Source organism: Candidatus Zixiibacteriota bacterium, assembly GCA_029860345.1.
In the GTDB taxonomy this organism is placed as follows: domain Bacteria; phylum Zixibacteria; class MSB-5A5; order GN15; family FEB-12; genus JAJRTA01.
The window spans coordinates 140,082-164,801 of the sequence record JAOUBJ010000001.1 but is presented as its reverse complement, the minus strand read 5'-3'; the positions used below and the strand labels follow the sequence as shown (position 1 = coordinate 164,801).

The 24,720-nt window shown below is 53.5% G+C and carries 18 protein-coding genes, 1 tRNA gene and 1 pseudogene; 9 read left to right on the top strand and 11 right to left on the bottom strand.

Features of this window, described 5'->3' with window-relative positions:
- Positions 1-52: 52 nt before the first annotated feature.
- From OEV49_00535 to OEV49_00520, 4 genes and pseudogenes are all read right to left on the bottom strand, one after another.
- A pseudogene (locus OEV49_00535) lies at positions 53-1,405 on the bottom strand (DUF3179 domain-containing protein).
- Between the two features lie 131 nt (positions 1,406-1,536).
- Positions 1,537-3,378 carry a hypothetical protein gene (locus tag OEV49_00530; protein MDH3889542.1) on the bottom strand — a complete coding sequence of 614 codons (1,842 nt, stop codon included), beginning with the start codon at positions 3,376-3,378 and terminating at the stop codon, positions 1,537-1,539.
- A 504-nt stretch (positions 3,379-3,882) separates the two neighbouring features.
- Entirely contained in the window at positions 3,883-4,572 is a 690-nt protein-coding gene (locus tag OEV49_00525; protein ID MDH3889541.1) for a response regulator transcription factor, read from the bottom strand.
- Positions 4,573-4,581: 9 nt separating this feature from the next.
- A complete protein-coding gene (locus tag OEV49_00520; GenBank protein MDH3889540.1) occupies positions 4,582-6,264 on the bottom strand; it encodes a HAMP domain-containing histidine kinase in 1,683 nt (560 codons plus the stop codon).
- A 174-nt stretch (positions 6,265-6,438) separates the two neighbouring features.
- Here OEV49_00520 and OEV49_00515 point away from each other — a divergent pair, with 174 nt between their 5' ends.
- The 5 genes from OEV49_00515 to OEV49_00495 are packed head-to-tail and all read left to right on the top strand — an operon-like array spanning position 6,439 to position 12,512.
- A complete protein-coding gene (locus tag OEV49_00515; GenBank protein ID MDH3889539.1) occupies positions 6,439-7,293 on the top strand; it encodes a PDZ domain-containing protein in 855 nt (284 codons plus the stop codon).
- A gap of 7 nt (positions 7,294-7,300) precedes the next feature.
- Complete coding sequence (locus OEV49_00510) at positions 7,301-8,803, top strand: NEW3 domain-containing protein (GenBank protein ID MDH3889538.1); 1,503 nt, start codon at positions 7,301-7,303, stop codon at positions 8,801-8,803.
- Between the two features lie 26 nt (positions 8,804-8,829).
- Complete coding sequence (locus OEV49_00505; GenBank protein MDH3889537.1) at positions 8,830-9,591, top strand: ABC transporter ATP-binding protein; 762 nt, start codon at positions 8,830-8,832, stop codon at positions 9,589-9,591.
- A gap of 14 nt (positions 9,592-9,605) precedes the next feature.
- Positions 9,606-11,024 carry an ABC transporter permease gene (locus OEV49_00500; GenBank protein ID MDH3889536.1) on the top strand — a complete coding sequence of 473 codons (1,419 nt, stop codon included), beginning with the start codon at positions 9,606-9,608 and terminating at the stop codon, positions 11,022-11,024.
- 21 nt (positions 11,025-11,045) lie between these two features.
- Positions 11,046-12,512, top strand: coding sequence for an ABC transporter permease subunit (locus tag OEV49_00495; protein ID MDH3889535.1), 1,467 nt, complete (start codon positions 11,046-11,048; stop codon positions 12,510-12,512).
- Between the two features lie 105 nt (positions 12,513-12,617).
- Here the strand turns inward: OEV49_00495 and OEV49_00490 are convergent, their stop codons facing one another.
- The 6 genes from OEV49_00490 to OEV49_00465 all read right to left on the bottom strand — a co-directional run bounded on the left by OEV49_00490 (position 12,618) and on the right by OEV49_00465 (position 19,961).
- Entirely contained in the window at positions 12,618-14,807 is a 2,190-nt protein-coding gene (locus OEV49_00490; protein MDH3889534.1) for a carbohydrate binding family 9 domain-containing protein, read from the bottom strand.
- Positions 14,808-15,274: 467 nt separating this feature from the next.
- Positions 15,275-16,378 (bottom strand): Fic family protein, encoded by a 1,104-nt coding sequence (locus OEV49_00485; GenBank protein MDH3889533.1) that lies wholly within the window; start codon positions 16,376-16,378, stop codon positions 15,275-15,277.
- A 168-nt stretch (positions 16,379-16,546) separates the two neighbouring features.
- Positions 16,547-17,821, bottom strand: coding sequence for an ATP-dependent Clp protease ATP-binding subunit ClpX (gene clpX, locus OEV49_00480; GenBank protein MDH3889532.1), 1,275 nt, complete (start codon positions 17,819-17,821; stop codon positions 16,547-16,549).
- 69 nt (positions 17,822-17,890) lie between these two features.
- Positions 17,891-18,493: an ATP-dependent Clp endopeptidase proteolytic subunit ClpP gene (clpP, locus tag OEV49_00475; protein ID MDH3889531.1), complete on the bottom strand. Its 603-nt coding sequence runs from the start codon at positions 18,491-18,493 to the stop codon at positions 17,891-17,893.
- A gap of 37 nt (positions 18,494-18,530) precedes the next feature.
- Positions 18,531-19,811: a trigger factor gene (tig, locus tag OEV49_00470; GenBank protein MDH3889530.1), complete on the bottom strand. Its 1,281-nt coding sequence runs from the start codon at positions 19,809-19,811 to the stop codon at positions 18,531-18,533.
- Between the two features lie 68 nt (positions 19,812-19,879).
- Positions 19,880-19,961 (bottom strand) — tRNA-Leu (locus OEV49_00465).
- Positions 19,962-20,212: 251 nt separating this feature from the next.
- On the opposite strand from OEV49_00465, the gene OEV49_00460 reads away from it, so the two are divergent.
- The 4 genes from OEV49_00460 to speE are packed head-to-tail and all read left to right on the top strand — an operon-like array spanning position 20,213 to position 23,289.
- A complete protein-coding gene (locus tag OEV49_00460; protein MDH3889529.1) occupies positions 20,213-20,755 on the top strand; it encodes an XRE family transcriptional regulator in 543 nt (180 codons plus the stop codon).
- A gap of 36 nt (positions 20,756-20,791) precedes the next feature.
- Positions 20,792-21,202 carry an adenosylmethionine decarboxylase gene (gene speD / locus OEV49_00455; GenBank protein MDH3889528.1) on the top strand — a complete coding sequence of 137 codons (411 nt, stop codon included), beginning with the start codon at positions 20,792-20,794 and terminating at the stop codon, positions 21,200-21,202.
- Positions 21,203-21,215: 13 nt separating this feature from the next.
- Positions 21,216-22,385, top strand: a complete 1,170-nt coding sequence (locus OEV49_00450) for a type III PLP-dependent enzyme (protein ID MDH3889527.1) — start codon at positions 21,216-21,218, stop codon at positions 22,383-22,385.
- Between the two features lie 7 nt (positions 22,386-22,392).
- Positions 22,393-23,289, top strand: coding sequence for a polyamine aminopropyltransferase (speE, locus tag OEV49_00445; protein ID MDH3889526.1), 897 nt, complete (start codon positions 22,393-22,395; stop codon positions 23,287-23,289).
- Between the two features lie 122 nt (positions 23,290-23,411).
- Here speE and OEV49_00440 read toward each other — a convergent pair whose 3' ends face one another.
- On the bottom strand, positions 23,412-24,665 hold the full coding sequence (locus tag OEV49_00440) for a hypothetical protein (GenBank protein MDH3889525.1): 1,254 nt from the start codon (positions 24,663-24,665) through the stop codon (positions 23,412-23,414).
- Positions 24,666-24,720: the final 55 nt, after the last annotated feature.

Here is a 24,720-nt window from a genome sequence, read left to right as displayed (position 1 = left end):
CGGTTTGAGAATGTTCAGCCTATGAAGCCGACAGGTCTGAAGATGTTCAAGCCTACTCCCGAGAATTTTGACTCCGACCGCGCTTGTAATAGGCAGCGTCAAGGGTATCACCGAACCAACCGTCAAAGCCACCTTCGAGTATCTTGGTATCCGGGTGTCCGGCCAGCCAGATGTCCCAGGGCGCATTAAAAAACTGCTCGGAGAGAATCATGCGTCCGGCGAATTGACCGGCCACACCCCACAACACGCAGGAGCACCCGAAACCGGCTTCACCGATATTAGATGGATACCATATAGTCTCGGTCTCATAATCGTAGAGCACGAACAGGAAGTCGTAAGTCCATCCACTGGCCGAAAAAGTGAGGACCTGACCGTCGATTTCGCGGCTGTACACGACAGCCTCTTCTTGGAGTGGTCAGTAGGTTGCCGCGACGTACACCGAGTCAAAGGAATCATCGACCACTTCAATCCCGATCAGGGAGTGCCAGGGATAAGCCCGCGTATCGCCGTTGATGGTAGTTCCCAGAACCATGAAGGTGTCGTCTGCGTTGGGGAATCCACTGTCGGCAGCGGTGAGGAACTCCGGGTTGATTATCGGCCGAATGGAATGCGGTCCCAAGCCGAAATTAAAGTGGGTACGTTCGAAACCATAAAAGTGCACGGCATAACTTATGTCCCACTGCTTCCCGGTGATGTCGGTCAAAATGACGGTGTCGCCGGGTGGTACGATCAACGGCGGACAATCCGGCGGCGCCGGTCCTGCGGTGAACATGAAGTCGACCAGGAAAACCAGGTCGGAGATGTCTATGTCCCCCGACAATTGCATATCGGCCTCGTCGGTGCACAAAGGAGCCGGTCCGCCGGTGAACATGAAGTCGACCAGGTAGACGAGATCGGATATATCGACAGCTTCTGAAGGGTCACTATCAACATTGCCTGTGCTCTCAATACAGCACTCGTACTCGACCACGTAAGCATCGGTGTGGCTGGCCGCTGATTCCCATTTGCCGCCTGCCGACCCCACAATCTGCAAGTAGTCATAAGATCCTGACGGCCACGGGTGGGGTACATTCCAGTTATCGTAGGACCAGGCCTCGCCGTTAAGCCAGACCCATTTTCCTTCAATCAGTACATCAAACCCGCCCATCCAGGCCGTGTCGCTCTCGGAAAGGAGCGCGGCCACTTCGGCCTGCTCAGCGGCACTGGTGATAATGGCCAGATAACCTCCGTGATTTTCAGCCGAGTCCCGCGCCGCGAACCAACTTATCGGTTCGTCCGTACCGAAAACTTCGAATCGTGGATTAATCGACTCTGCGTTTAAGTCCGCGTTCGAGAATACAAGGATGCCTGCAAGAAGAACAAGAAACAGAATGCCCTGCGCGCTGGTGTCTTGTCTTGAGCTCATGAGGCTAAGACCTCCGGTGATGGTTTTGCAACGCCCGCTCCAATCGGGACATCGCCCCTGTTACGCGCAAAGATGGTACGCTGGCCGGCAGCGGGCGTTTGAGAGCCCCGATTCAAGGGCTGGGTGGAGCTTTAGGCAGGGACAACGGTGGATGATGCCGGAAGAACGTCTTCTAACTCACTGAACAAAGTATCGAGTTCCGACAGGAATCGTTCTCTCTGCTCTTCACTGAATTGCTGGGCAAGAGTGCGGTAGTAGTCTATCCCGGTAACTAGGTTCCGTTTGAACTCCTTGAAGCACTTGACCGTTTTGTCGGCCAATTCCTCTGATGTTTTCTGAGCTTCCCGGCGGAGGTAATCAACGTAGATTGTCAGTTCGTTGATGAACATGTGGGGGCGGTCGGAGTTGTTGAGTATGGATAAGCGTCCGTAGATATGGCTGACCATCTCGTCCAGGGATGCGACTTTGGAGAAGTGCGCAATGTTGGGGCCGCTGCAGACAGCCGGGCTGGCTTTGGGGTCTATCCCAAGTTTCAAAGCCACGCCGCCGCCAACGTCATGACAGATGCAGGATTTGACCAGTACCTTTTCCCTCATGGTGTTCAATTGCTCGGCCGATTGGATGGTCCCTGAAAGCTGCCGCAGCTTCCTAAGCTGATAGAGCCTGGATGCCCGGCAGATCGGGACATCGTTGAATTCGGTATCGGCAGCCAGATAGCCTTTCGGACACATACTACCGGGTTTGCCGGTATCAATCCGCTCTTGGTGAAACTCTTCACTGCCACAGTTGCGCAATATCCAGAAGGGTACGCCAAGCGGTGAGCGGTCACTCAGGTACACATCGTTTTTGTCGGCTGACGACAGTTTTCCCAGGTGAACATCGTCTACATTTGTTACTTCCGGGACCAACAAGAAGGGTGTTCCCCAGCCGGTACCGTCGACCTGTAGGTGTCCAAGGAGGAAACTGTTTTCATCGGCGGTGCCAATGCCGCCCTGCACCGTGACACGAACCTGGTGGGGCGCTTGAATCTGGGGTCGTCCTATCGCGGCCAGCGCCCGGTTGTATACTTCGTGATGATCGTTGATCAGTTCTGTCCTCTGGCGCCTGAACTCATCCAGAATGGGTCCCAACAGGTGTCCTTCGGTGGGAAAGGCGTGACCGCCACAATTGAGACCAGATTCGATTCTGAACTCAGAGACCCACAGTCCTCTCTTGGCCAGATAGCGACCTTGAACTATGGCCGAGCGGAAATCGCTCACCTTCAGAACGATTCTTTTGCGAAGCATGCCGTGGTGATCCGGGAGGAAATCGTCGAATTTGGCCAGATAACTATAGAGACGTCGGTTTATTCCGGCTGAGAATACTATAGATGACTGCAAGTTACTCCTGGCGTAACCTCTGAGAGCGGCCATGGCATCGGCAGACTCAGGCGGTAGTTTTTTCCCGCCGTAGTATATATCGCGGTCCAACTTGGTCATAATATTCACATCGATACTGCCCGGAACCGCCTGGCTGCGCAGAGCATTCTGCAGTTTGGTTTTCGCCGCCGGGTTCGACACGGTGAGCATGTTCTGGTAGGATCGCTTCAGCGGCGCGTCAGGCAGCATCTCAAAGTAACGGGTAATCTCGCTGCCGGGCTCAAAAGGCGAGGACTGCAAGGCCTTAACCTGACCACAAACCACCTCACCCAGTAGCTCCAGGTAGGCGGTGATACGGTTGGCGCGAGCATCTTCGTTACTGTCAGGTATGGCCACATAAGGCAGGCCCAGCCTTTTACAATGGAATTGCCGCATCTGCTCGATGAGAACATCATCGACCAGCGAAACCACAGACGAGATACCGTATTTCGCAACTTTGAGGGGAGTGTCAATACTGAAACCGGTACCCATCACCGGTATGTGGAACAGGTGCGGGCTCTTCTTTGGATCTTTCACAGCGCCAGTATGGTTAACAAGAGCGAAAATGTCAAACATTAATGCACATTAACACAACCGGAGTCCCTTACCGTTTGCCCCCCGGGATTGCCTTTATACTGTCCTGTCCATGTTGTTGCCGGGTGATTTTGTGAGCGCTCGGCACCGTAGACCCTGGTGGCATACTCTTGTTCTGTGGTGTCGGGTACTGGACTTGCCCAAGGCGTGGTTGTGATCCGGCACCTAAGGGCTTGTTGATAAACCCTCAATACCACAAGGTGAAGTGCCACGCGATGAAGGTGCTGTCAGGTGACTCGCCTGACAGCCATTGGTTTGGACGGCAGGTACCGGGTGGGGTCGCCCAACACCACCTGTGAGCCAGGCCTCTTTCAACAAGCCCCTAACTCCATGTTGGTCGGCAGTGGCGGGCCACACCAATCCCGCGTTCCGCGGGATAGGCAAGACCCACTGCAACGGGCTGGAGAGACTTTTCAACAAGCACGGTGGTGATGGCCTATCATCGATTATGAGTCTTGGAGTAAGGCAGCTGACGGCTGTCATCGATTATCCCACCACGAGCCGAACACCCTTGCCGTGGATACCCAGTATCTCCACTCTGGGGTCGTCTTTGAGATGCTTGCGCAGCTTCGAGATAAAGACATCCATAGAACGCCCGGCAAAGTAGCCGTCATCGTTCCAAATCTGTTTTAGTGCATCCTCGCGGCGAACCGTGCGGTTGACGCTTTGACACAATAGGCGGAGCAGGTCGGCTTCGCGTGGCGTCAGCTTACGCTGCTGCTCGTTGCGCGTCAACAATTGTCGTGGGTAGTCAAACGAGTAGCTGCCGATTTCGAAACTGGTCGGTGATTCGGCCTCGGTCGGTTTCCGCCTGCGTCGCATCACCGCCTGAATACGCAGCATAAGTTCCTCGATACTGAACGGCTTGGTGACGTAATCGTCGCATCCGGCTTTGAATCCTTGAATCTTGTCTTCTTTCATGGCCTTGGCTGTCAGAAAAATCAGCGGAATCTCGGAGTCGGTCCTACGAACATCCTCGGCGAATGAAAAGCCGTCTTTGCGGGGCATCATGATATCGACAAGACAAATATCAAACTCGTTCGCCTTGAATGCCTGGGAACCCTGGACGCCATCGGTACAGAGGGTAACCGTGAAACCCTGCATCTGCAAATGCTCCTGCAGCACCGCACCCAGGCTGGCGTCATCCTCAAGTAGGAGAACTCTGTGTCCGCTCATACTGATTCCCTATCCGGTCAGGCTCGACGCTTGAAAGGTCGCCTCCACTCTGGTTCCTTCGCCGGGTCGACTGTGTATCGACACCGTACCGCCGTGCGCTTCAACCATCATTTTGACATAGCTAAGGCCAAGTCCGAATCCCTTTACGTCGTGAACGTTGCCATGAGAGACGCGAAAGTACTTATCGAAGGCCCGACGGCAATCGTCCTGATGCATGCCGATACCGTTATCGGTCACGGCCATCGCCAGGACGCCGTTGTCGTCACTGGTGCTCACGCGAATCCGCGGTGACTCCGGCGTATACTTGGATGCGTTGTCGAGAAGGTTGTGGACCACGTTGCCCAGATGGACAGGGTCGGCCGTCAGGGTGTGTTGTTCGGCTCTGAGATCACACTCGACCGTGCCCTGCCGATTCTCAATGTGTAGTGCCACAGTGTCGACAGCGTTTTTGATCAATTCATGAAGATCGACGGACTCGAGTTTGAGCTCATAGTCGCCCTCTTCGAGTACCGCCATTTGCAGGATCTTGTCTGTCTGATTCCTCATACGTTGTGTTTCGCCGAGAATCATGTCGTTAAACTGCCGCACGCGGTCCTTGTTTTCGATGACGTCATGACGGGCCACCGCTTCGGCTGCCAGCCGGATGGTGGCTATGGGAGTTTTGAACTCATGCGTCATGTTGTTGATGAAGTCCACCAGAAGGGTTGCGAAGCGACGCTGTGACAGAATCGTTCGGATAGTATAGGCAAAACAGCCTACCACGATCAGCATCAACAGCGTCGTGGGAAGAACCATCGGAACCATTTGTTGATACAAGTATGCAGTGCGCTGCGGGAAGTAAACCACCAGGTCGGCCGGCTCCCCGAAAGGATCGTGGGGGAAAAGAGGTGATCTGAGTGTCGAGGCTATGAGTTGATCGCGGTATTCGGTCGACTTTGCCATGGCCAGTGAATCGGCGCGAGTCAAGACGCCGTAGGCCACCTCAAGGTCCAGCCCTGCCTCTTTGAGACTCAAAGCCAGCACCGAATCAAGCTCCGACTCGTTCAGCCGTTCCTTTATAGGTTTCCGTTCGGCAATATCCAACCCATCCAGTACCGACATCACCATGCGCACGCGTGTGCTGTCGTTCTTGCGTTTGAAGAACTCGCCACCAACGAGGTTTTCATGCATGTACATGACGGTTGTGCCGGAATCACCTACGTATTGCCAATTATAGTTGGTGAACGCTTCCTCATCACTTATCAAAGGCACATCGTAACTACCTACCTCGCGAAAAGTATCGACCAGAACACGGGCCTCACCGGTGGAGGGATCGATCATTTGTAGTTTGACATGCTGGGGGCGGGGGACGCGATATCGGATAGCTTCGTTTTCGAACCAGAGGATCGGATCGGCGGAATCAGTCCGGGCGGTAAAGATCTCCGTACCGATCTCAATCGAGTCGCACAGTGAGTCTTTGATGCCAATCGACAGTATGGATGCGGTAGCGTCGATGTGCTTCTCCTGATCGGATATCAGGGCGATAGCCATCATCTCGTTCGCGGTCAGTCTTTGCGAGGCGTCGCTCAAGGCGGCCATAACGTTGCGATGAAAAGCCTGCTCCTTGGAGTCGAAGGCGCTCTTGAGCAGATAGGCCTGCACCGTAACCAGCCCCGACAGAGCCGCCACGATTGTGACTACAATCAAACTCACTGTTTTTTTCTTCAGTGCCATGTGTCTAATATACGCAGGTGTGGTTATCTGCCAACAGCCATTAACATTTCTTAACTTTCGCTAACAGTGATTAACTACACCGGTTAGCCTGACTACCGTAAGTTAGAGCCAGATCAAAGAAGTTTGCAACAAGTGTTACCAAAGGAGTTTTCAATGAGAGTTCGCGCTCTGCCACTGCTGATCGCCGCCACCCTGTGTTTGTGCATGGGGTTTTTCGGTGCCCCGACTGCGAACAGTCAAACCAAATCAGTCTCGTTCAGCGCCGATGACGCCTTTTTTCTGCCGGGTCTGGGGGCCGTGATTATGACCGACGGCAAAAACCTCAAGATCGATATGATGCCAACAGGCGAGAATATTCCGAAAGAGTTTCGCAAGGTTGACCTGAAAGAGGGAGACCGAATACTGATGATGAACGGCAAGCGGCTGAAGGCCATTGCCGACCTGCGCACCAATTACGATGCACTCAAGGCCGGAGAAACAGTGGAGTTCGGAATCAAGCGAGGCAAGGACATGCAGATCGTCTCATTCCCTAAACCGGAAGATCAACAGCAGGGAGGTGGGCATCGGGTTATGATGATGACGTCCGACGGAACTCCGCCGGAAGGTAAAGGCGAAGGTGGCAGCTTTACCAAGACTATGACAATGAACGGTGACGAAAAGGGTCCCCAGATTACAAAAGTGGAAACGATTAACTCCGGCGATGGGCCGGACCCGATCCTGGCTATGGAAGCCGGAGTCCTTTTCATTGAGAAGGACGGTGGTGTCGATGTGATGATGGTTATCGGCAATGCTCAGACGGAGCTGACCGGCGACCCGCTCAAGGAAGGGGATCGACTGGTATCCTGCCAGGGTGAAGCGGTGTCCGATGGCGAAGCATTCCGCAAACAGTTTGAATCAATCAAAGTCGGGACCAAGGTGACGCTCGTATACATGCGCGATGGAGGTGAGCATACGGTGTCGTTTGCCAAGGCAAAAAACCAGCCCATGATGATGAAGAAGTCCGGGTAGTGTTATTATGAAGACGCTAAAGTCATACATGCTGCTCGCCGGTTGGCTGGTCCTGATCTGTGTTGGGTCGGTGGCCGCTCAGTCTTCCAATCCCTTCAACCAACGTGATGATACCTATCGCTTGCTGGGTTTGAAGCGTTCGCGGCAGGCCTTCGAGACAGCCAGCACCGAGTTTGAGCGGCAGCAACAGTTGTTCCAAAAAGGTCTCATCACACAACTCGAATTCGATAGGGCCCGAGCCGTCTTCACCGATGCCGAGGTGAATTATCAACAGTCACTGCTGGCCGTTCTGTTTGAGAAACAGTACGTGACCGTTAAGGGAGCGGTAAAGTACCAGGCGTCCGACGGTTCCAAGCATGTGCGGTTGACGCTGGCCAATGCTTCCGGCGGATCAGCTGAGTTCGAGAAACTTCTCAGTGTCGACGACGCTCTATTTCGCTCGCTGCAGCCGGATGTCGTTAACAATGTTTACGTGTCCATCCTCAACGGAGTGGGCGCCATAATCAGTCAACCCTATGAAGCGAAGATCGACCAACTCGTGCACGGTCAGCCGACCGAATTGGATTTCGCATTGCTTGAGGACCTCGACGCCGTTACGGTATCAATGATCTATGCCAACGGCGCCATGCGTGAAATGAAAATATATCTTCAGAAGGATGCGTCGGTCGACCGCGTCTTGGTGCAGTCGGAACAGTTTTCACAAGAGGTGGAGCTTGGGAGCTCCTCATCGTTCGATCTGACACTGGAGTCGTTCTCCGGTAGCAGTAATACCTTTAGCCTGGAGGTGGTCAATCTTCCGCGCGAGATCGGACGCTACTTTAAGGCGCCGACCGGTTCCGTGCGTCTCAGCCAGGTGAAGTTTACTGAGAGCGCACGCACCAAACGAGCCGCACTGAAAGTGGAGCTGCCCGACCGTCCCAGCGCCAACGTGCCCATGGACACGCCTATACCCTTCTTTGTATTGATATTGCCGAGGGACCATGCGCGCGACATAGGCGACCTGCAATCACGACGATGGACCGAGGACGAGATCAAGGCGCTGGATGTCGGTTACGTAAGGCTCGATCTGGTGACCCGGGGGGTGGGTGAACTAATGGTACGTTTGCCTCAACTCTATCACGCTATCGACCCAGATGAAACTGCACAAATGAAACTAGAGGTGTTCAACGAAGGCAGTCATAGCATCAACAACATTGAATTCAAGGTCGACCTGCCGTTGAACTGGACCAAATCAATCGAACCGTCCAGCGTGTCATCCCTGGAAATCGGCCGTGATGCGCCGGTCGAGTTGACCTTCACACCGCCGGCCGACATCGCACCCGGCAAGTATGAAGTGAGGTTGCGCACCAGCGGTATGTCCAACGGTCAACCTATCTCTTCTGAAGATAAGATCATAATCGTTGAAGTGCGTGCCGAAACCAACGTCATCGGTACCGTGGCCATCGTGACACTGCTTTTGACCCTGGTCGGTGGAATCGTAGTGTATGGAACGCGCCTATCCAAAAAATAATGAACCTAAACATAGAGATGATTCCCATGAGTGATAAACTTCCCATAAACCCGCAACCTCGTCTTGAGGCGGTGAACCTGACCAAGCGATATGAGGACGGCTTGCTGGCCCTCGATCATGTCAGCTTCAGCGTGCAACCGGGCCAGGTGTTTGCCATGTTGGGCGGCAACGGAGCCGGCAAGACGACCACCATAAACCTGTTCCTCAACCTGATAGAACCCACTTCCGGCGAGGCGCGCATCAACGGCGTGGTGTCTCACCAGGAACCACTGCGGGCCAAGGAGCAGGTCGCCTTCGTCAGCGAAAACGTCATGCTCTATCCCAATTTCACTGCTCTGCAGAATCTGGATTTCTTCGCCCAACTGGGTGGTAAGACCGAGTATACCAGGGACGATTACCGCGACGTGTTGCGTCGCGTAGGTTTGGATGAATCCGTGCACGACAAAAGGTTGAAAGGGTTCTCCAAGGGGATGCGTCAGAAGTGCGGAATCGCTATCGCCATTCTCAAGGACGCACCGGCCATATTGCTGGACGAGCCCACATCCGGACTGGACCCCAAAGCCGGGCACGATTTCATACGTCTTCTGGAGAATCTCCGCGATGAAGGCAAAGCAATCCTGATGTCGACGCACGACATTTTTCGCGCCAAAGAGATCGCCGATGTTATTGCAATCATGAACGAGGGTCGCCTCATCATGCAGGAGGCCGCCGCTGCCATGGTCGGGCATAACCTGGAAGATGTATACATGCAATACATCGCCGGTCGACAAGCCCAGTTGCAAAACTGAGGTGGAGGTCAGCTATGTTACGAGTAATTATTGACAAAGAGATGCGCGAAATGATCGGCTCAACTAAGTTCGCCCTGACCTTCGCCGTTTGTGCCATCCTGATTGTGTTGTCGTTCTACATAGGAGCGGCCAACTACAAAGTTTCAGTCGACCATTACCAGGCGGCCAAGGCGGAGAATCTGCAACAGTTGGAGGGCGTCACCGATTGGCTGATGGTGCGCCAAAACAGAATTTTCCTGCCGCCGCAACCATTGGCCGCCTTAGTCACGGGAGTATCCAATGACATCGGGCGAACCACCGAGGTAGAGGCCAGGGGAGAGTTGGCGTCGCACGACAGTCGTTTCAACGAAGAACCTATCTTCGCCGTCTTCCGTTTTCTCGATCTAAGTTTCATATTCACCGTTGTATTGTCGTTGTTCGCGATCTTGTTGGGCTACGATGCGATAAGCGGCGAGAAGGAACGAGGGACCCTAAAACTGGCGCTGGCCAACGCCGTGCCACGCTCTACATTGATAATGGGTAAACTGCTCGGCTCGTTTGCCGCCCTCTCGGTGTCGTTACTGGTTGCGCTCGGCATCGGCTGCCTGCTGCTGCCGCTGATGGGCGTGCCGATGGCGGCGGCCGACTGGTGGCGTCTGGGGTTGATCATTCTGACCGGTATGCTCTACTTTGGTGTCTTTTTGACCATATCGATGTTTATCTCGACAACTACCCAACGTACATCCAGCTCGTTCTTACTCCTGCTGGTGGTGTGGATAGTCGGCGTGTTGATAATTCCGCGCGCCTCGGTGTTGCTGGCCGGTCGGGCCGTTGACGTTCCCTCAGTCGATGAGGTAGGCGCCAAAAAAGCGTCGTATGCATCGCAGTTGTGGAAGGATTTCCGGCACGGCATGGCTTCTTTCAAAGGTCCGGAAACGCAGGATGTTGAGCAGATGATGAATGTGTTCAATAAGTACATGGACAGCCTGACCGCCATCCGTGATGAAAAAATGAACCTGTACACGGCTCAACTCAACGAAGAACGTTACAACCGGCAAAAAGTGCAGCAGGCGGTTGCCTTCAACCTGGCTCGGCTGTCGCCGGTCGCGTCGTTAACGTTGGCCACCGAAGAGTTGTCAGGTACATCGCTTGGGCTAAAGAACAGGTACTACGATCAGGCGATGGCCTATCAGAAAATCTATGCGGCCTTTCTCAAAGAAAAAACAGGAATGAATGTCGGCGGCCGCATGATGGTGTTCAAAGTGAAAATGGACGGTGAAGAGGAGGAGGAAGAGCCGATAGATCCAAACGAGCTCCCTGCCTTTGTCTACGAGCCGCCGTCGGTACCGGACAGCCTGCAAGCAGCCACCGGTGACATGGGACTGTTGGGTTTGCTGAACATTCTGTTCTTTGCCGCCTCCTTTGTTGCCTTCAGACGGTACGACGCCAGATAACCAGTGAAGGGAAGACAAAACATGTTTACAACTTTGGTTCGAAAAGAACTGCGCGCCGTGATACTGAGTCCCAAGTTCGCTGCTACCTTTGCCGTATTGTCGGTGCTGCTCTTGCTGAGTGTCTACATCGGCATCCAGGAATATCGGGAGGGGGTCAAGCAATATGAAACAGCCACCAATCTTTCGGATCAACGGATTCTGGAACAGACATCGTGGCACAATCTGTACGACAAGGGCTACCGCTCCGTGGACCCGATGCAGGTGTTTGTCTCCGGGCTGGGCTACGACGTCGGTCGCTGGTCGGAAGTAAGCGCCGACAATTCGGTCAAACTGCGCAACTCGGCCTACTCGGACGACCCGGTGTTTGCGGTCTTCAGATTCGTCGACTTTGCCTTCATCGTGCAAGTCGTATTTGCGCTGTTCGCAATCCTGTTTACCTACGACGCCGTCAACGGCGAGCGTGAACAGGGAACCCTTCGGATGGTTTTCGCCAACGCCGTTCCACGCACCCAGTATCTGGTAGCCAAGTGTGTCGGCACCTGGTTGGGCTTGGTCGTGCCGGTATGCATTCCGATATTGCTGAGCCTGCTCCTGGTCATGATGTTCAAGATACCTCTGACCGGCGCCGATTGGAGTAAGGTCGTCCTGTTGGTCGGCATCTCAATCTTGTACATCTCACTGTTCATCGTGATGGGTGTTTTCATCTCTTCGCTGACCAGGCGTTCCAGTTCTTCGTTCCTGTTATCGTTGGTCGTGTGGGTCGTCCTGGTGCTGATCATCCCTCGGGCCTCGGTGATGGCGGCCGGGCAAGTCGTCCATGTGCCGCAACGGGCGGAGATCGAAGGTCAGCGAGACGGTTATGCCCAGGATCGATGGACCCAGTTCTACGCCGATATGGAAAAGCGACTCCTGGATAACGCCAGGATAGATGAAGATCAGGCGACGATAGGTGATGATGAATTCGATGAAGAGGCGATGTGGGCGCGGATGAAGGAGGAAGATGCGGCTCGAAAGCTCGTTCAGACTGAGATCGAAGAATACGAGGCTCGTCTGTTGGAAGACTGGCGGCACAGGAAGGAAACACAGCAGAAGCTGGGCCTGTCGCTCTCTCGGTTTTCACCGGCCTCGGCTTATCAGCTAGCTGCTATGACTCTGGCCGGAACTGATATATCGATGAAACCCCGTTACGAGAGCGCCCTGAACCAATACCGCAACGAGTTCAATAGCTACGTCGAAGAGAATCAATCGGAGTCCGGCCAGGTCGGGGGAGTCATGATTCAGATCGGTTGTGAGGAAGGGGTCAAGGTCGGCACTTCTCGCGAAAACGACGGCCTCGACCTGTCCGGCCGACCGACCTTCACGCCACCCGCCCAGCCCTTGTCCGAGGTCGTCCAACCGGTCGTGACCGATGTTGGTCTGCTGGCATTCGGGATCATGTTCAGTTTTGTCGGAGCCTTCGTGTCGTTCCGTCGCAATGACCTTAGATAACACAATCCTAACCATATAGTAAAAAGGCTCGCCGTGGCATGGTGTCCACGGCGAGCTTCTTTGTTTGGTGTCGCGTGTTGAACGCTCAGGTTTACGACAGCTACCTTACGTTTGGAACAGATACTGCAGTTTCATGAAGAACTGCCTCTGCGATTGCTTCCACTGTGTCCTGTCGTCGTTCACGTTTGAGAATTCACTGTAATCAAAGGTCGAGCCGAGATAGAAGACCGAAAACGGACTTAGCCGGTACGTCAAAAGTGGGTCTATGTCCCAATGACGATAGAAATCGTCGTACTGTACCACCAAGCGAACGGACAGCTCTCGCGTTGCCTGAAAACCGAACCGGGTGCGGGCGATGTACTGGCGGTATAGTTCCTCATCGGTATCGACATGGGTACTCTTGCTGAAACGGTAATTGGGTGCAATAGTCAGTCGGTCGAGCGGCTTGAGGTTCAAACCGGCGGTGATCGACCATTCCTCTCCTTTGCCGCCAGTACGATAGGCGATACCGCGACCATGTCGAATGCGGAAGTTAAAGCCGAGCTGATCGTTCAGCCGACTGCCAAGATCCATACTGGCCGACCAAAGATCGTCGTACTGCACATCGAGCCAAAGCTCCGAACCGCTTTCAAAGTTCAGACCGAAGTAGGTTTGGGCCAGCCTGAGCTCTCCGTTGAGACCGCCACCAAATTGGCGGTTGCGCCGGTCGCCGTCGAAGTTCCAGCGATGAAAGACAAAACCGTTGGGGGAGATACGTTCGAACAGTCCGGACTCCATGAATATATTGTAGTATCCACGGAAAGTGAGATTTCGGTAATCGTTCCAGGGGTCATAACCGGTCTGCGTTCGATAGGTCCGATCTACCTGGTTGAAGTCAACGGTGAAATTGAACGCCCGCGCCTCGCGAATAAACCGAGTGATAAAAGCGCCACCGGTATATGATTCACCATCGAAGGCCGCAGTCTTGGTGCCTTTGTCAAAGGTAAAGCTTTCCAGACCTGCCGTCATGGCGGAGTCGTCCGGCTCTTGCGTGTGCGAAAAAACAAACTGTCCGTCGACCCGATAGTTTTGCGATAGCCGAATGTTACCGTCGAGAGCCATTATGGTACCGGAACCGTCGTTCTCGAAACGTCGGTCGGTCACCATGAAACCAAGCTGGGAACTGGTACCCAGGGATCGATTTCCACGCAGAACATTGACCACGCTACGGCCCGAGTTGAGCACAATACTGCGTAGCGGCATCGGGATCATGTATGGCGTGTTCTCATCCACTGCAGTGAGGAAACCGATATTGCTGCGATCCCCCCGACCGGTCAGTTTGGCCGTGAATTGAGGGTCGTTGACCGATCGCGTATAGAACGACATGAACAACGTTCGGAAAATATCCGAGCCTTCCTGGAAGAAGGGACGTCGCTCCGGATACATAAGGGAGATCGTGCTGTTGACATCGATCTGACCGGCGTCGGCTTCGATCTGACTGAAATCCGGATTGTAGGCTGCTTCGACGGTCACATCCGATGACACCGAGTACTTGGCTGCCAGCGAGGCTTCGCCATCCACTTTGCTGTTATCGAAGCCTTCTCCAGTTTCAGAAATCCGGCCGGACTGATTGGCCACCAGTGTAGGCAGTATTTCCAGACCTTTGCCCGGCTGGACATTGGCAATTCCTTCAACCGTGCCCCATTGACACACCCAGCACTGTTCATTGCGATCATAGGCGGCCCAGGAGTACTGGTTGAAACTTTCGCGCGGGCGATTGCGCCACAGATCGACTTTCCATGTCTGCACGTCGCCGCCCGGAAAGCGCATACTGGAAAAAGGGACAGCTATCTCTACCTGGTAGCCCGAGTCGGTGATCTGAGCGGCTGATTCCCAAATGAGATCGTAGCCGGCATCCTCACCACCAATGCTCGTCCACATGCGGTCCTTCTGGATTCCATACGGATTTACGAAAAACTCATAGGCCCACGTGGCATCCCCATAGGGGTCGACCAATAGCACGACGGCGTCATCGCCGCCAAACTCATCGCGTTGGCACATGGTTGCACGGATGGTAGCGGGGTCGTCATAACAAAAGAAGCCTACATACAGATTATCTTCATCGTAGGTGATAAAGGCATCTGTCCTTACTTCCGGCTCCGTCATGTCGCCGGGTGAGCGCTCCACGAAATTTCTGGTCTGACCGGCCGATTGCCAACCGGCGTCATCCAGTATACCGTCGATCTTGATCGGAGCCGCGGATCGTTCAATCGTCAGTTTAGGATTGAAGACCGGCTTGAATTCGGTTGATGCCATGGCGGACCCGTCGGTCAGGACTAATCCCATTCCTGCCAAGCCCAGACAGCCCAATAAGATACATGAAAGATTCTTTGTCACGACACATACCCTTTCTGCAAAAAAACTCACAATTCAACACACCTATACACCACGATTTCTCGTTGTGCCCTGACCCCTTCCAACCCTGCAAGTTGGAAACAACAGAGACCAAAAGGCGTGCGGGGTACGCCTGCATAACTCTACGGGGATTTGGTTAAGTTGTTCTGAAAAAAGATACGCCTTTTGACTTGTCTGGGATCTCTATCGCAGACCCGTAGGATGGGTCCGTCTTCGGACCCGCGACAGGCGGTTGTTGTCATAGTGGATTGATTGAGTTATGTTGTGAAGTATGTAGGCAGAGAAATCCCCTTGCAAAGGGGCATGGCTGCGCGCCAAGAATGCGCCCACCCGCCGCAAAGCCTCTGGGTGGGGTACCGAGTTGGCGATCAAGATCGGACAGTGGAGATCAGTTTGCTGTAGATCTCTTCAAGTGAGATTGCTATTAAGCAAGCTAGCGGTTCAAGATTGCCTCGATTTGCTTTGCGTAAGGCCCACCCATAACGGTGTCGGCCTTTCTTATCCGCCTTCAAATAAACAGGAGGGTGATTGAAGGACCAAAGAACCAGGTTCATAAGTAGTCGCGAGACGCGTCCATTCCCATCACCATAGGGGTGGATGGCCACAAACCGATACGAGACTCTTGCAGCCATGAGCAGTGGATCGTACTTGGTAACATTGGAGAGGAGTGATGGAAACCACTCACAATACTCTTTTGTTAAGCCAGGCACAAGCGATGGCGCAGGGAAATAGACATCCTCCAAACCTACGTTTACCGGGGTCTTCCGATAACGGCCACAGACGGACGGCGGTTGAAGTCCGGCGAGTGTGATTCTGTGAAGGAAATGCAGATACTTGGCCGTCATAGGATTCACAAGCGTGGAGAACTCCTCCGAGAGCAAGTGACTGAATTGTTCGCCTTGAGTCGCAACATTCTCTGTGAGAGGGCTCATGGCTCTAGCTTGCGATGCCTTCAACTCTTCGACAACCTGCATCCCTTTCTTGATGGCCTTATCGGCCTCGGGTGGCATTTTGGGTGACTTTTGCAAGGCTGTGTAAGCTTCCAAAAGAGCCTTGGCCAGGCTCGCGGTTTGCCGACTCTGGAGTTCACTAGCGATGAGCGGTAACACGAAGTACGCCAAAGACAGGTTGTAGGCACCGATTTCTTCTTCGCTCCGAGCATCACGGACTAATCGGGTGATGTTCCGACGGTGAGTAGCAAGTATTCGTCCAGTATCTAACCTGAGTCCCCTGATATCTGGCTGGTCCTGAAATGCTGCGGTGGCAAAAGCTTGCGTCTTTCCTTCACTTAGCCTCAGACCCTCCTGCCAGTTGCTCTCTTTTACAGCCCGCGCTACGAGTTCTTGAAATACCTCTTTGAACACATCATTCGGATCTGCTCCAAGCAACTTGCACCGGGCGACATACTCGGATTTTCTTTCTTTCACGGCGACTGACAATTCGTCATATTTCTTGTACCAAAACGTTCCCATGGTCACCAATAAGGGGCTACTGCTCTCGCTTGTCAAGACATCCGCCGACCCACCGCAAAGCCTCTGGGTGGGGTACCGCGTCATGTCACTTGTGGGCCTGACATTAGTGGCAGGTCTGCGGAGAGACCTGCCCTACAAGCTTGAATTGGGAGGGAAGAGACCGCCGGCTCAGCCGGCTTTTTTCTTTTTGGCGTGAGTGATGATCTTCGGTTTGGCGCCGTCGGTAATCGTCTTGGCGTTGATAACCACTTCAGCCACCTCGGGATTCGATGGCACCTCGTACATAATGTCCATCATGGCCTTTTCGAGAATCGAGCGCAATGCACGAGCGCCGGTCTTGCGTTCCATAGCGATCTTGACGGCTGCTTTCAGAGCCTTCTGATCAAACCGAAGCTTGACCCCTTCCATCTCGAACAACTTAGCGTACTGTTTGGTCAGGGCGTTTTTGGGCTGGGTCAGGATGTTCATGAGGGCCGCTTCATCCAGGTCTATCAGCGGCGCCGCCACCGGCAGCCTCCCTACCAGTTCCGGTATCAAGCCGTAGCTGATAAGATCCACCGGCAGGACATGCTCCAGGATTTCCGCCGAATCGGTTTTGACATAACGTTGCTCGGCTTCAAAGCCCATCGTCTTCTTGCCAATGCGACGGCCTACCACCTGTTCCAGGCCGTCAAATGCCCCGCCACAGATGAACAGAATGTTTGAGGTGTTGATCTGCACGAACGCCTGCTCGGGATGTTTGCGACCACCTTTTGGGGGAATGTTGGCCACGGTACCTTCGAGTATCTTCAACAGACCCTGCTGGACACCCTCGCCTGAGACATCGCGCGTGATCGACGGATTGCCTTCCTTGCGGGATATTTTGTCCAACTCATCGATATAGATGATGCCTCGTTCGGTCTGCAACTGATTGAAATGCGCGGCCTGATACAGCCGTACCAGAATGTTCTCGACATCTTCGCCGACATAACCGGCCTCGGTTAAGACGGTAGCATCGGCGATAGTAAACGGCACTTTGAGAAAACGAGCCAGCGTACGCGCCAACAACGTCTTGCCGGTTCCCGTTGGTCCCAGCAGTAATATATTGGATTTCTCCAACTCAACATCGGCCTTAACGTCGTCATCGATTAAGTGCGCTTTGGCCTGGGCGTTTATTCGCTTGTAATGATTGTAGACGGCTACTGAGACCGTCTTTTTGGCCTGCTCTTGACCAATGACATACTGGTCGAGGAAGTTCTTGATCTCCGCCGGCGGGGGGATCTTGGCGATTTCCTGCTGGACACCGGTTTCAGGAGCGCTTTGCAGGAGGTCTGAGCAAAGCTCGACGCACTCATCACAAATGAATGACTCATACCCCGAAAACAAACGCCGCACTTGGCCGGCCGGTTTGCCGCAGAATGAACATCGCCTGGGGACTCTGGTCTGGTCGTTTTTCTTGGCCATGATTTCCTATGGCTGTTTTTTTATTCCAGCGTGATCTGTGCGACCGACGTCAGTCGGGTCGACGATCAACTATTTTTTCTCACGATCAAACTCGTAAACCTTGTCGATCAATCCGTATTCCCTGGCTTCTTCCGGAGACATGAAGAAGTTGCGGTCGGTATCTTTCTCAACAACGTCGAGAGGTTGGCCGGTGTGTTTCACCAACAGGTCGTTCAGACGTTTCTTGGTCCGATTGAATTCTTCGGTCATGATCACGATATCAGAGACCTGGCCCTGGGTACCGGCCAGTGGCTGATGGATCATCACGCGACTGTTGGGCAGGGCCGCCCTCTTGCCCGGAGTCCCGGCAGCCAATAAGAAAGCGCCCATCGATGCTGCGATCCCCATGCAGGTGGTAGCCACATCGGGTTTGATGAATTGCATGGTGTCATATATGGCCATCCCGGCCGTGACCGAACCACCCGGTGAATTGATGTAGACGAAGATGTCTTTCTCCGGATCTTCGGCCTCCAGAAACAGCATCTGTGCGATTATCACACTGGCTATCTGGTCCTCTATCGGCGTGCCGATAAAGATAATCCTGTCTTTGAGCAACCGTGAGAATATATCATAGGCGCGTTCGCCCCGTCCCGTTTGCTCCACCACCATCGGTACTAAATAGCTCGCGTTCATACTTTGGCCCATCAGTTCTTCCCTAAATCTAACAGTATTAAGCCTTCGTTGTCTGTTTTTCTTGCGTGATAACCTTGGCTTTGTCGACGAGGAAATCAAGCACTTTCTCTTCCAGGATCGAGGACTGAATGTCCGCGATCGATCCCGAGCTGTTGAGCGCCTCTTTGGCTTTCTCCATGCTCATCTTATAGTTGTCGGCAAATTTCTGAATTCGCTCTTCGATATCTGCCGGCAAAACTTCGATATTTTCCTGATCAACCAATTGGTTATACAACAGGTTCCAGCGGATTGTCCTGATACCCATATCATGGTAGGACTTGCGAATCTCCGTTTCATCAACTTTGTCTTCGCCTTGCCGTTTCTTGAAATCCTCTATAACGTTGGTGAGGTATTCATCAACAAGACCTTCGGGAATCGGCAACTCATTTTGTTGGCTGACCTGTCCGATCAATTGATTACGCTTGGAACGGTTTTGAGCATCGACCAGTCTCAGCTTGAGCTGTTCGCGGATTTGCAGCCTCAGTTCCAGCGCCGTCTCGGCCTGACCGGTCCGTTTGGCGAAGGCGTCGTCGAACTCGGGCAGGATGCGCTCTTTCACCGCTTTCACCCGGCAATTATACTTCACCGTAGCGCCCGCGAAGGCAGCATCGGGGTAGTCTTTGGGGTAGTTTACCTCGATGTCGAGTTCATCTGATGCCTTGGCGCCTATGAGTTGCTCGCGAAATTCTCGGACCGTAACCGGGTTGCCCAGATCGATCTCCTGATCCTCGAAGCTGTCGCCGGGCAGTACCAATGAGGGATCGTGCAGTTTCTTCAGGTCTGCCACTACCACGTCCTCTTGACCGGCTTCACGTTCCAAAACACGGTACTCTGCAAACCGTTTTAGCAGACCTTCAACGAACTCATCGACATCCGCATCACTGACTTCGACCTCTTGCACGGTGACTTCCAGGTTGTCATACGCTACCTTGCCGATCTCCGGGTAGACCTCAACTACGGCAGTATAACCGAAGCCTCCTTCCTCGATGTAATCAGCCTCGGTGACGGTGGGATACGATGCGACCTTCAGCGATTGTTGCCGTATCACCTCGGGATAACTTATGCGGATAAGTTCCTCGGCTACATCGCTGCGCACCTCATCGCCGAACATAGACTTGATTCGATCCATAGGCGCTTTGCCCGGACGGTAGCCGTCGATTTTGGCTTGCGCCCTGACCTCGGCGAATTTCTTGGTCATTTCGCTTTCAACCTCTTCTGAAGGTATCTGTACGCTGACCTGGCGCTTCAATCCATCTAGTTCTTTAATCTCAACCTTCACCCGATTTCACTCCAGTCTCGAAGCCGACTACCTTGGCTCAAGCTTAATCCGTTGCAATCTCATTACAATGCGAAAGGGGGGACTCGAACCCCCATTCCTCTCGGAACTGGATCCTAAATCCAGCGTGTCTACCAATTCCACCACTTTCGCAAGCTAGCGCAGAGAATATACTGGTTTTGAAAGTCAAGTCAATCAAAAGGCGTGGGCGGTCCAAGGCTGGGTGCTGGGTCGGGCGAGCTCTGTACTATCACTCCGCAGAGTTCGTTTCAGTCGAGCGGAATCCACGAGAAATCTTGCCAGAATCCGCTTGACATCTTCTGGTCGCCGTGTATTATAGGTCGCTGTTTGTTAAACTATTTGATCGTGTTTGCTAAACAGGCGCTCCGGCGCCGGAGACGACAATGGAACTGCGGATCGGCGAAAAAATCAAAGCGCTCAGACTTGCCTCCGATCTTACTCAGGAAGAGTTGGCCAACCGGGCGCGTTTAAGCAAGGGGTTTATCTCGCAACTGGAGAACGACCAAACCTCTATACAGATCGATTCACTTTCCGACATTTTGGAAGCGCTCGGCGTTGGTTTGTCTGAGTTCTTCGCAGACGACCAGGGTACAAAGGAAGTGTTCGCACCCTCGGATCGAGTCGCTGTCGAAGGCACGGGCGCCGAGAAGTTTGAGCTATTGGTGCCGGGATCGACCAATAGTCTGATGGACCCGATATACGTGCAGTTGAGGCCGGGGGAGAGTCTGGAGAAGCGTACCCCCCATCCCGGTGAACAGTTCGGATACGTGATTCAGGGAACGGCGACCCTGAGCATCGACAATAAGGCTCTCAGTGTTGCTCGGAATCACTGCTTTTATTTCACATCTGATCGTGAGCATCAGATATCTAACAATAGTGGGCGACTGGTCACCCTTTTGTGGGTCACGACGCCGCCGCAAATGTAACCGCCGGCCGGCACCGGCTGCGTTGGAGAGACAAAGATGAAAATACTCGGTAAACATCTGATAGTGGAATTGTCCGACTGTGATCGGGTTATTCTGGACGATATCTCGGCAATGGAGCAACACCTCAACGAGGCAGCGCGAATCTCCGGCGCCACTATTGTACAATCTGTCTTTCATCGCTACAATCCGCAAGGTGTCTCCGGCGTGGTGGTAATTGCGGAGTCCCATGTTTCGTTACACACCTGGCCCGAATACGGCTATGCCGCGGTTGACTTTTTCACATGCGGCGACCGGGTAGACCCATACAAAGCCCACGATTACTTGCGGGAGAAACTGCGTGCGCAGTCTACACAGGTTCGCGAACTCAAACGAGGGATTCCTTCGCCAACCGATGAAACTCTCAACCACAAACCGGCCGGGATATCGCAGGCGGCAACTGCCGGCTGACAAGAGAAGTCCTATGACACACAGTCTGACACTTACAGCGGCGGCCCAAAGGAATTCCGGGACCGGACCGGATGTCGTGGTTTTGAGAGAACTTCTCGACGATCCAGCCACCAGCAGTCCTCTGATGATGCTCTCACGCGGTGAAGTCAGTCGCAACTACCTCAGGCTTAAAGCGGCCTTGCCGCGCGTGGACATCCACTACGCCGTAAAGCCGAATAACGAACCGACAATAATCGAAGAAGTGCATCGTTGCGGCGGCAGCTTTGATGTCTGTTCCGCGGGTGAAATCGACATCGTGCTCCGGACCGCCCTGGACCCGGCCAAGTTGGTCCACTCGCATCCGATCAAATCTACCGTGGAGTTCGACAACGCTGTTGAGCGGGGTCTGGAAATTTTTGTGGTCGACAACCCGGAAGAGATCAAGAAACTGGCGCGATACACGCACAAGCGCTTGAAACTCCTGATTCGCTATCGCATAGCCGGCAATCTTCAGGCGGTGGTGAACCTGCAATACAAGTTCGGCTGTACACCTGAGGAAGTTCTGCCCCTGGCTCACTTGATCGAAGAGGCAGGCCACGAGTTTCATGGCCTCTGTTTCCACATCGGCTCCCAATGTATCTATCCCGAAAACTTTGTCACTGCGATTGAAACCGCCCGCAGTCTCATCCATAGCTTGGATACGCACGGACTTCACACCCAACTGTTGGATATCGGCGGTGGTTTCCCGGTTGAATACGTTGAGCCGGTGCCGTCGCTGGAGACCTTCTGCGCACCCATCGCCGACGCTCTTAATGAACATATCCGGCCCGGCATCCGGATCATCTCGGAACCTGGGCGGGCTATGGTCGCCTCCAGTGTCACACTGGTGACTACCGTTCTGGGAAAATCTCTTCGCGATGGGAAAATGTGGTACTATCTCGACGATGGTCTCTATTCGACTTTTTCAGGAATCGTCTATGACCAATGTCAATACCCGGTTGTTACTTTGAAAGAAGATAAGCCAAGGCTATCGGTTCTGGCCGGTCCAACCTGCGACTCATTCGATGTGATGTACGACGGGCTCATGATACCGGAGCACGAGGTAGGGGACCGCATTTTGTTTCTGGCTACCGGGGCCTATTGCGCAGTCTCGGGATCGGATTTCAATACCCTGCGCCGGCCGACCTACAATATTGTTCCCTGAGATACCAATGACCGATCGTGATCGCATAGAAAAAACCTACATTGCCGAAGAAGGAATGACCGATCTCTGGAATGTCTGGTACTCAGAGCTCCATAATGGTCAGTCCGGATTGACGATCAAGGTGGATCGTATCATCGAGTCGGTGCAATCTGAGTTCCAACGGATCGATGTCCTTCAAACACACGACTTCGGCAAGATGCTGGTTCTGTACGGCTCACTTATGGTGTGCGACAACGATAACAATGCCTACAACGAGATGATCGTACACGTTCCCTTGTTCTGTCATCCGTCGCCAAAGCGGGTGCTGATTATCGGGGGGGGGGACTGTGGCGCCTTAACCGAAGTAATGAAGCATCCGGAAGTTGAAAGCTGTACCATGTGTGAACTCGACGAGAAAGTCGTCCAAGTGGCCCGCCGACACTTCCCCGAACTCTGCACAGGTCTTGAAGACTCCAGGTCCAGGTTGATTTTTCAGGACGGCAAGAAGTTTTTGGAAACCACCAGGGACAAGTTCGATATCATTATTCTTGATCTTTCAGATCCGGTCGGCCCGGCTGCCGATCTATTCCAGAAAGAGTTCCATCAAAGCGTGCACGACCGACTGAACCATGACGGCATCCTGGTTGCCCAGACCGAATCACCATTCTACAATCAGGACACGGTGAAGAGCATTTACTCAAATCTCACTCAGATATTTCCGCTGGTCAGGATGTATACTTGTTTTATGCCCATCTACCCGTCCGGTTTTTGGTCGTTCGGTTTTTGCAGCAACAAGTACGATCCCTTGGCCGACTTCGATGAGGCGCGCTGCTTGGAGAGGGGCTTGGCGACCAAGTACTACAACGCCGATGTCCACCGTGGGGCTTTTTGCCTGCCACAGTTTGTCAAAGACCTGTTAGCCTAGCCACTCCTTAATAGCCAAGAATAGCCAAAAGGAAAGGGTGGCAAGCATCATTGTGCTTACCACCCTTGGAACTGGTGGTGCCACCGACTCGCGGTCAGGTTGCACCTAAAAAGACTCAGTCATTACATCAGTTCGTAAACCACGGAGATGCGACCGTTCATGTCGCTGCCACCACCGTTACCTGTGATGAAGTCAAAGCCACGCAGGAACAGGTCGGGGTCAGTCTCTGTGTCGACATGAAGCCTGCCCCAGTGAAAACCGAACCCGAGATAGGTCATATTCTCAGCCCATTTCGTCTTCTCGGTCTCAGTGAGGGCAATGACCGAACCGGTTTCGCTTTTCTGGGATATCCAGTCGGAGGTTGCACCCATGCGTACATCCATCCACTTGAACACGTCGGCGTCAAAACCAATGCTCCAATACGGGAAGACCACATCGGTGGTGGTCCATTCGGCGCTGCCTGCTCCAGCCGGGTGGTTGGCTGATGTCGTGAACTCTCGCTTCACCTTATCGTAGGCGATCCCGACATCGCCGACTACCAACACATTGCCCGCCGGCATCCAGTTGGTGCCGAGACCGATGTCGAAAAAGAACCTTCCATCTTTGGTGATAATGTCATCCGTTGTTGTCCAGTCTGGGCCGAAAGCATCCGCTCCGTGGTCCTTCTCGCCACGCTTGCCGAAAAACAGAGTGGCATGGCCGATGGCCGTCCACTCTGGATTTATCTGCCTGAACTTCCGGAACATGGCCGTAACATCCATAAATCCATCCGGTTCGCTCTGTACCACGCCGTCACCGGCGCCGTCGAGGCCCTCGTCATCCCAGCCGCCAAAGCCGAGATGCAAAGAGGCGTCGTAACTGCCGGCCGTATCGGTAAGGCCAAATCCGAAGTCGTAGTAGGTTATTTTCTCTTGATAATCGCCATCTGTATTGGCCTCATCAATATCATAGGATGCCCGTGAGTAGCCGAAATGAAATCCAAAGTTATGACCGCCTATCATATTCCCGCGCCCGTAATACAGATCGATCCGTTCATCGGTGGAACTTAATCCTTCAGTGAAGTAGCCAAACGGCGAACTGTTGTAATAGCCGGTCGGTCCGCCGATAGCCGAGGTCGAGAAGTAGGTAGCCATCACCCAGGGATTAGTGGACCCGAATTTCCAATGGATACCTAACCGATGAAAACTATCGCCGCCAAACTCGCCAACGGCCAGGTTGGGGTATTCCAGCACGCGCGATGGGAACAAGTGCACATTGGCATCGTCCAACAGAATCATGTTGTTGTCGCCCATTGTCAAAACGCGTGTATCGGTAGCCAGGACGGCAGAGCTTGCCAGCACAATCGCCGCCACCAGTATAATCAGTGTCGTCTTCATAGCACATTCCTTTTGAAGAGTCCCATCAGTAACTCGATTTGAGACGGATGGTTGT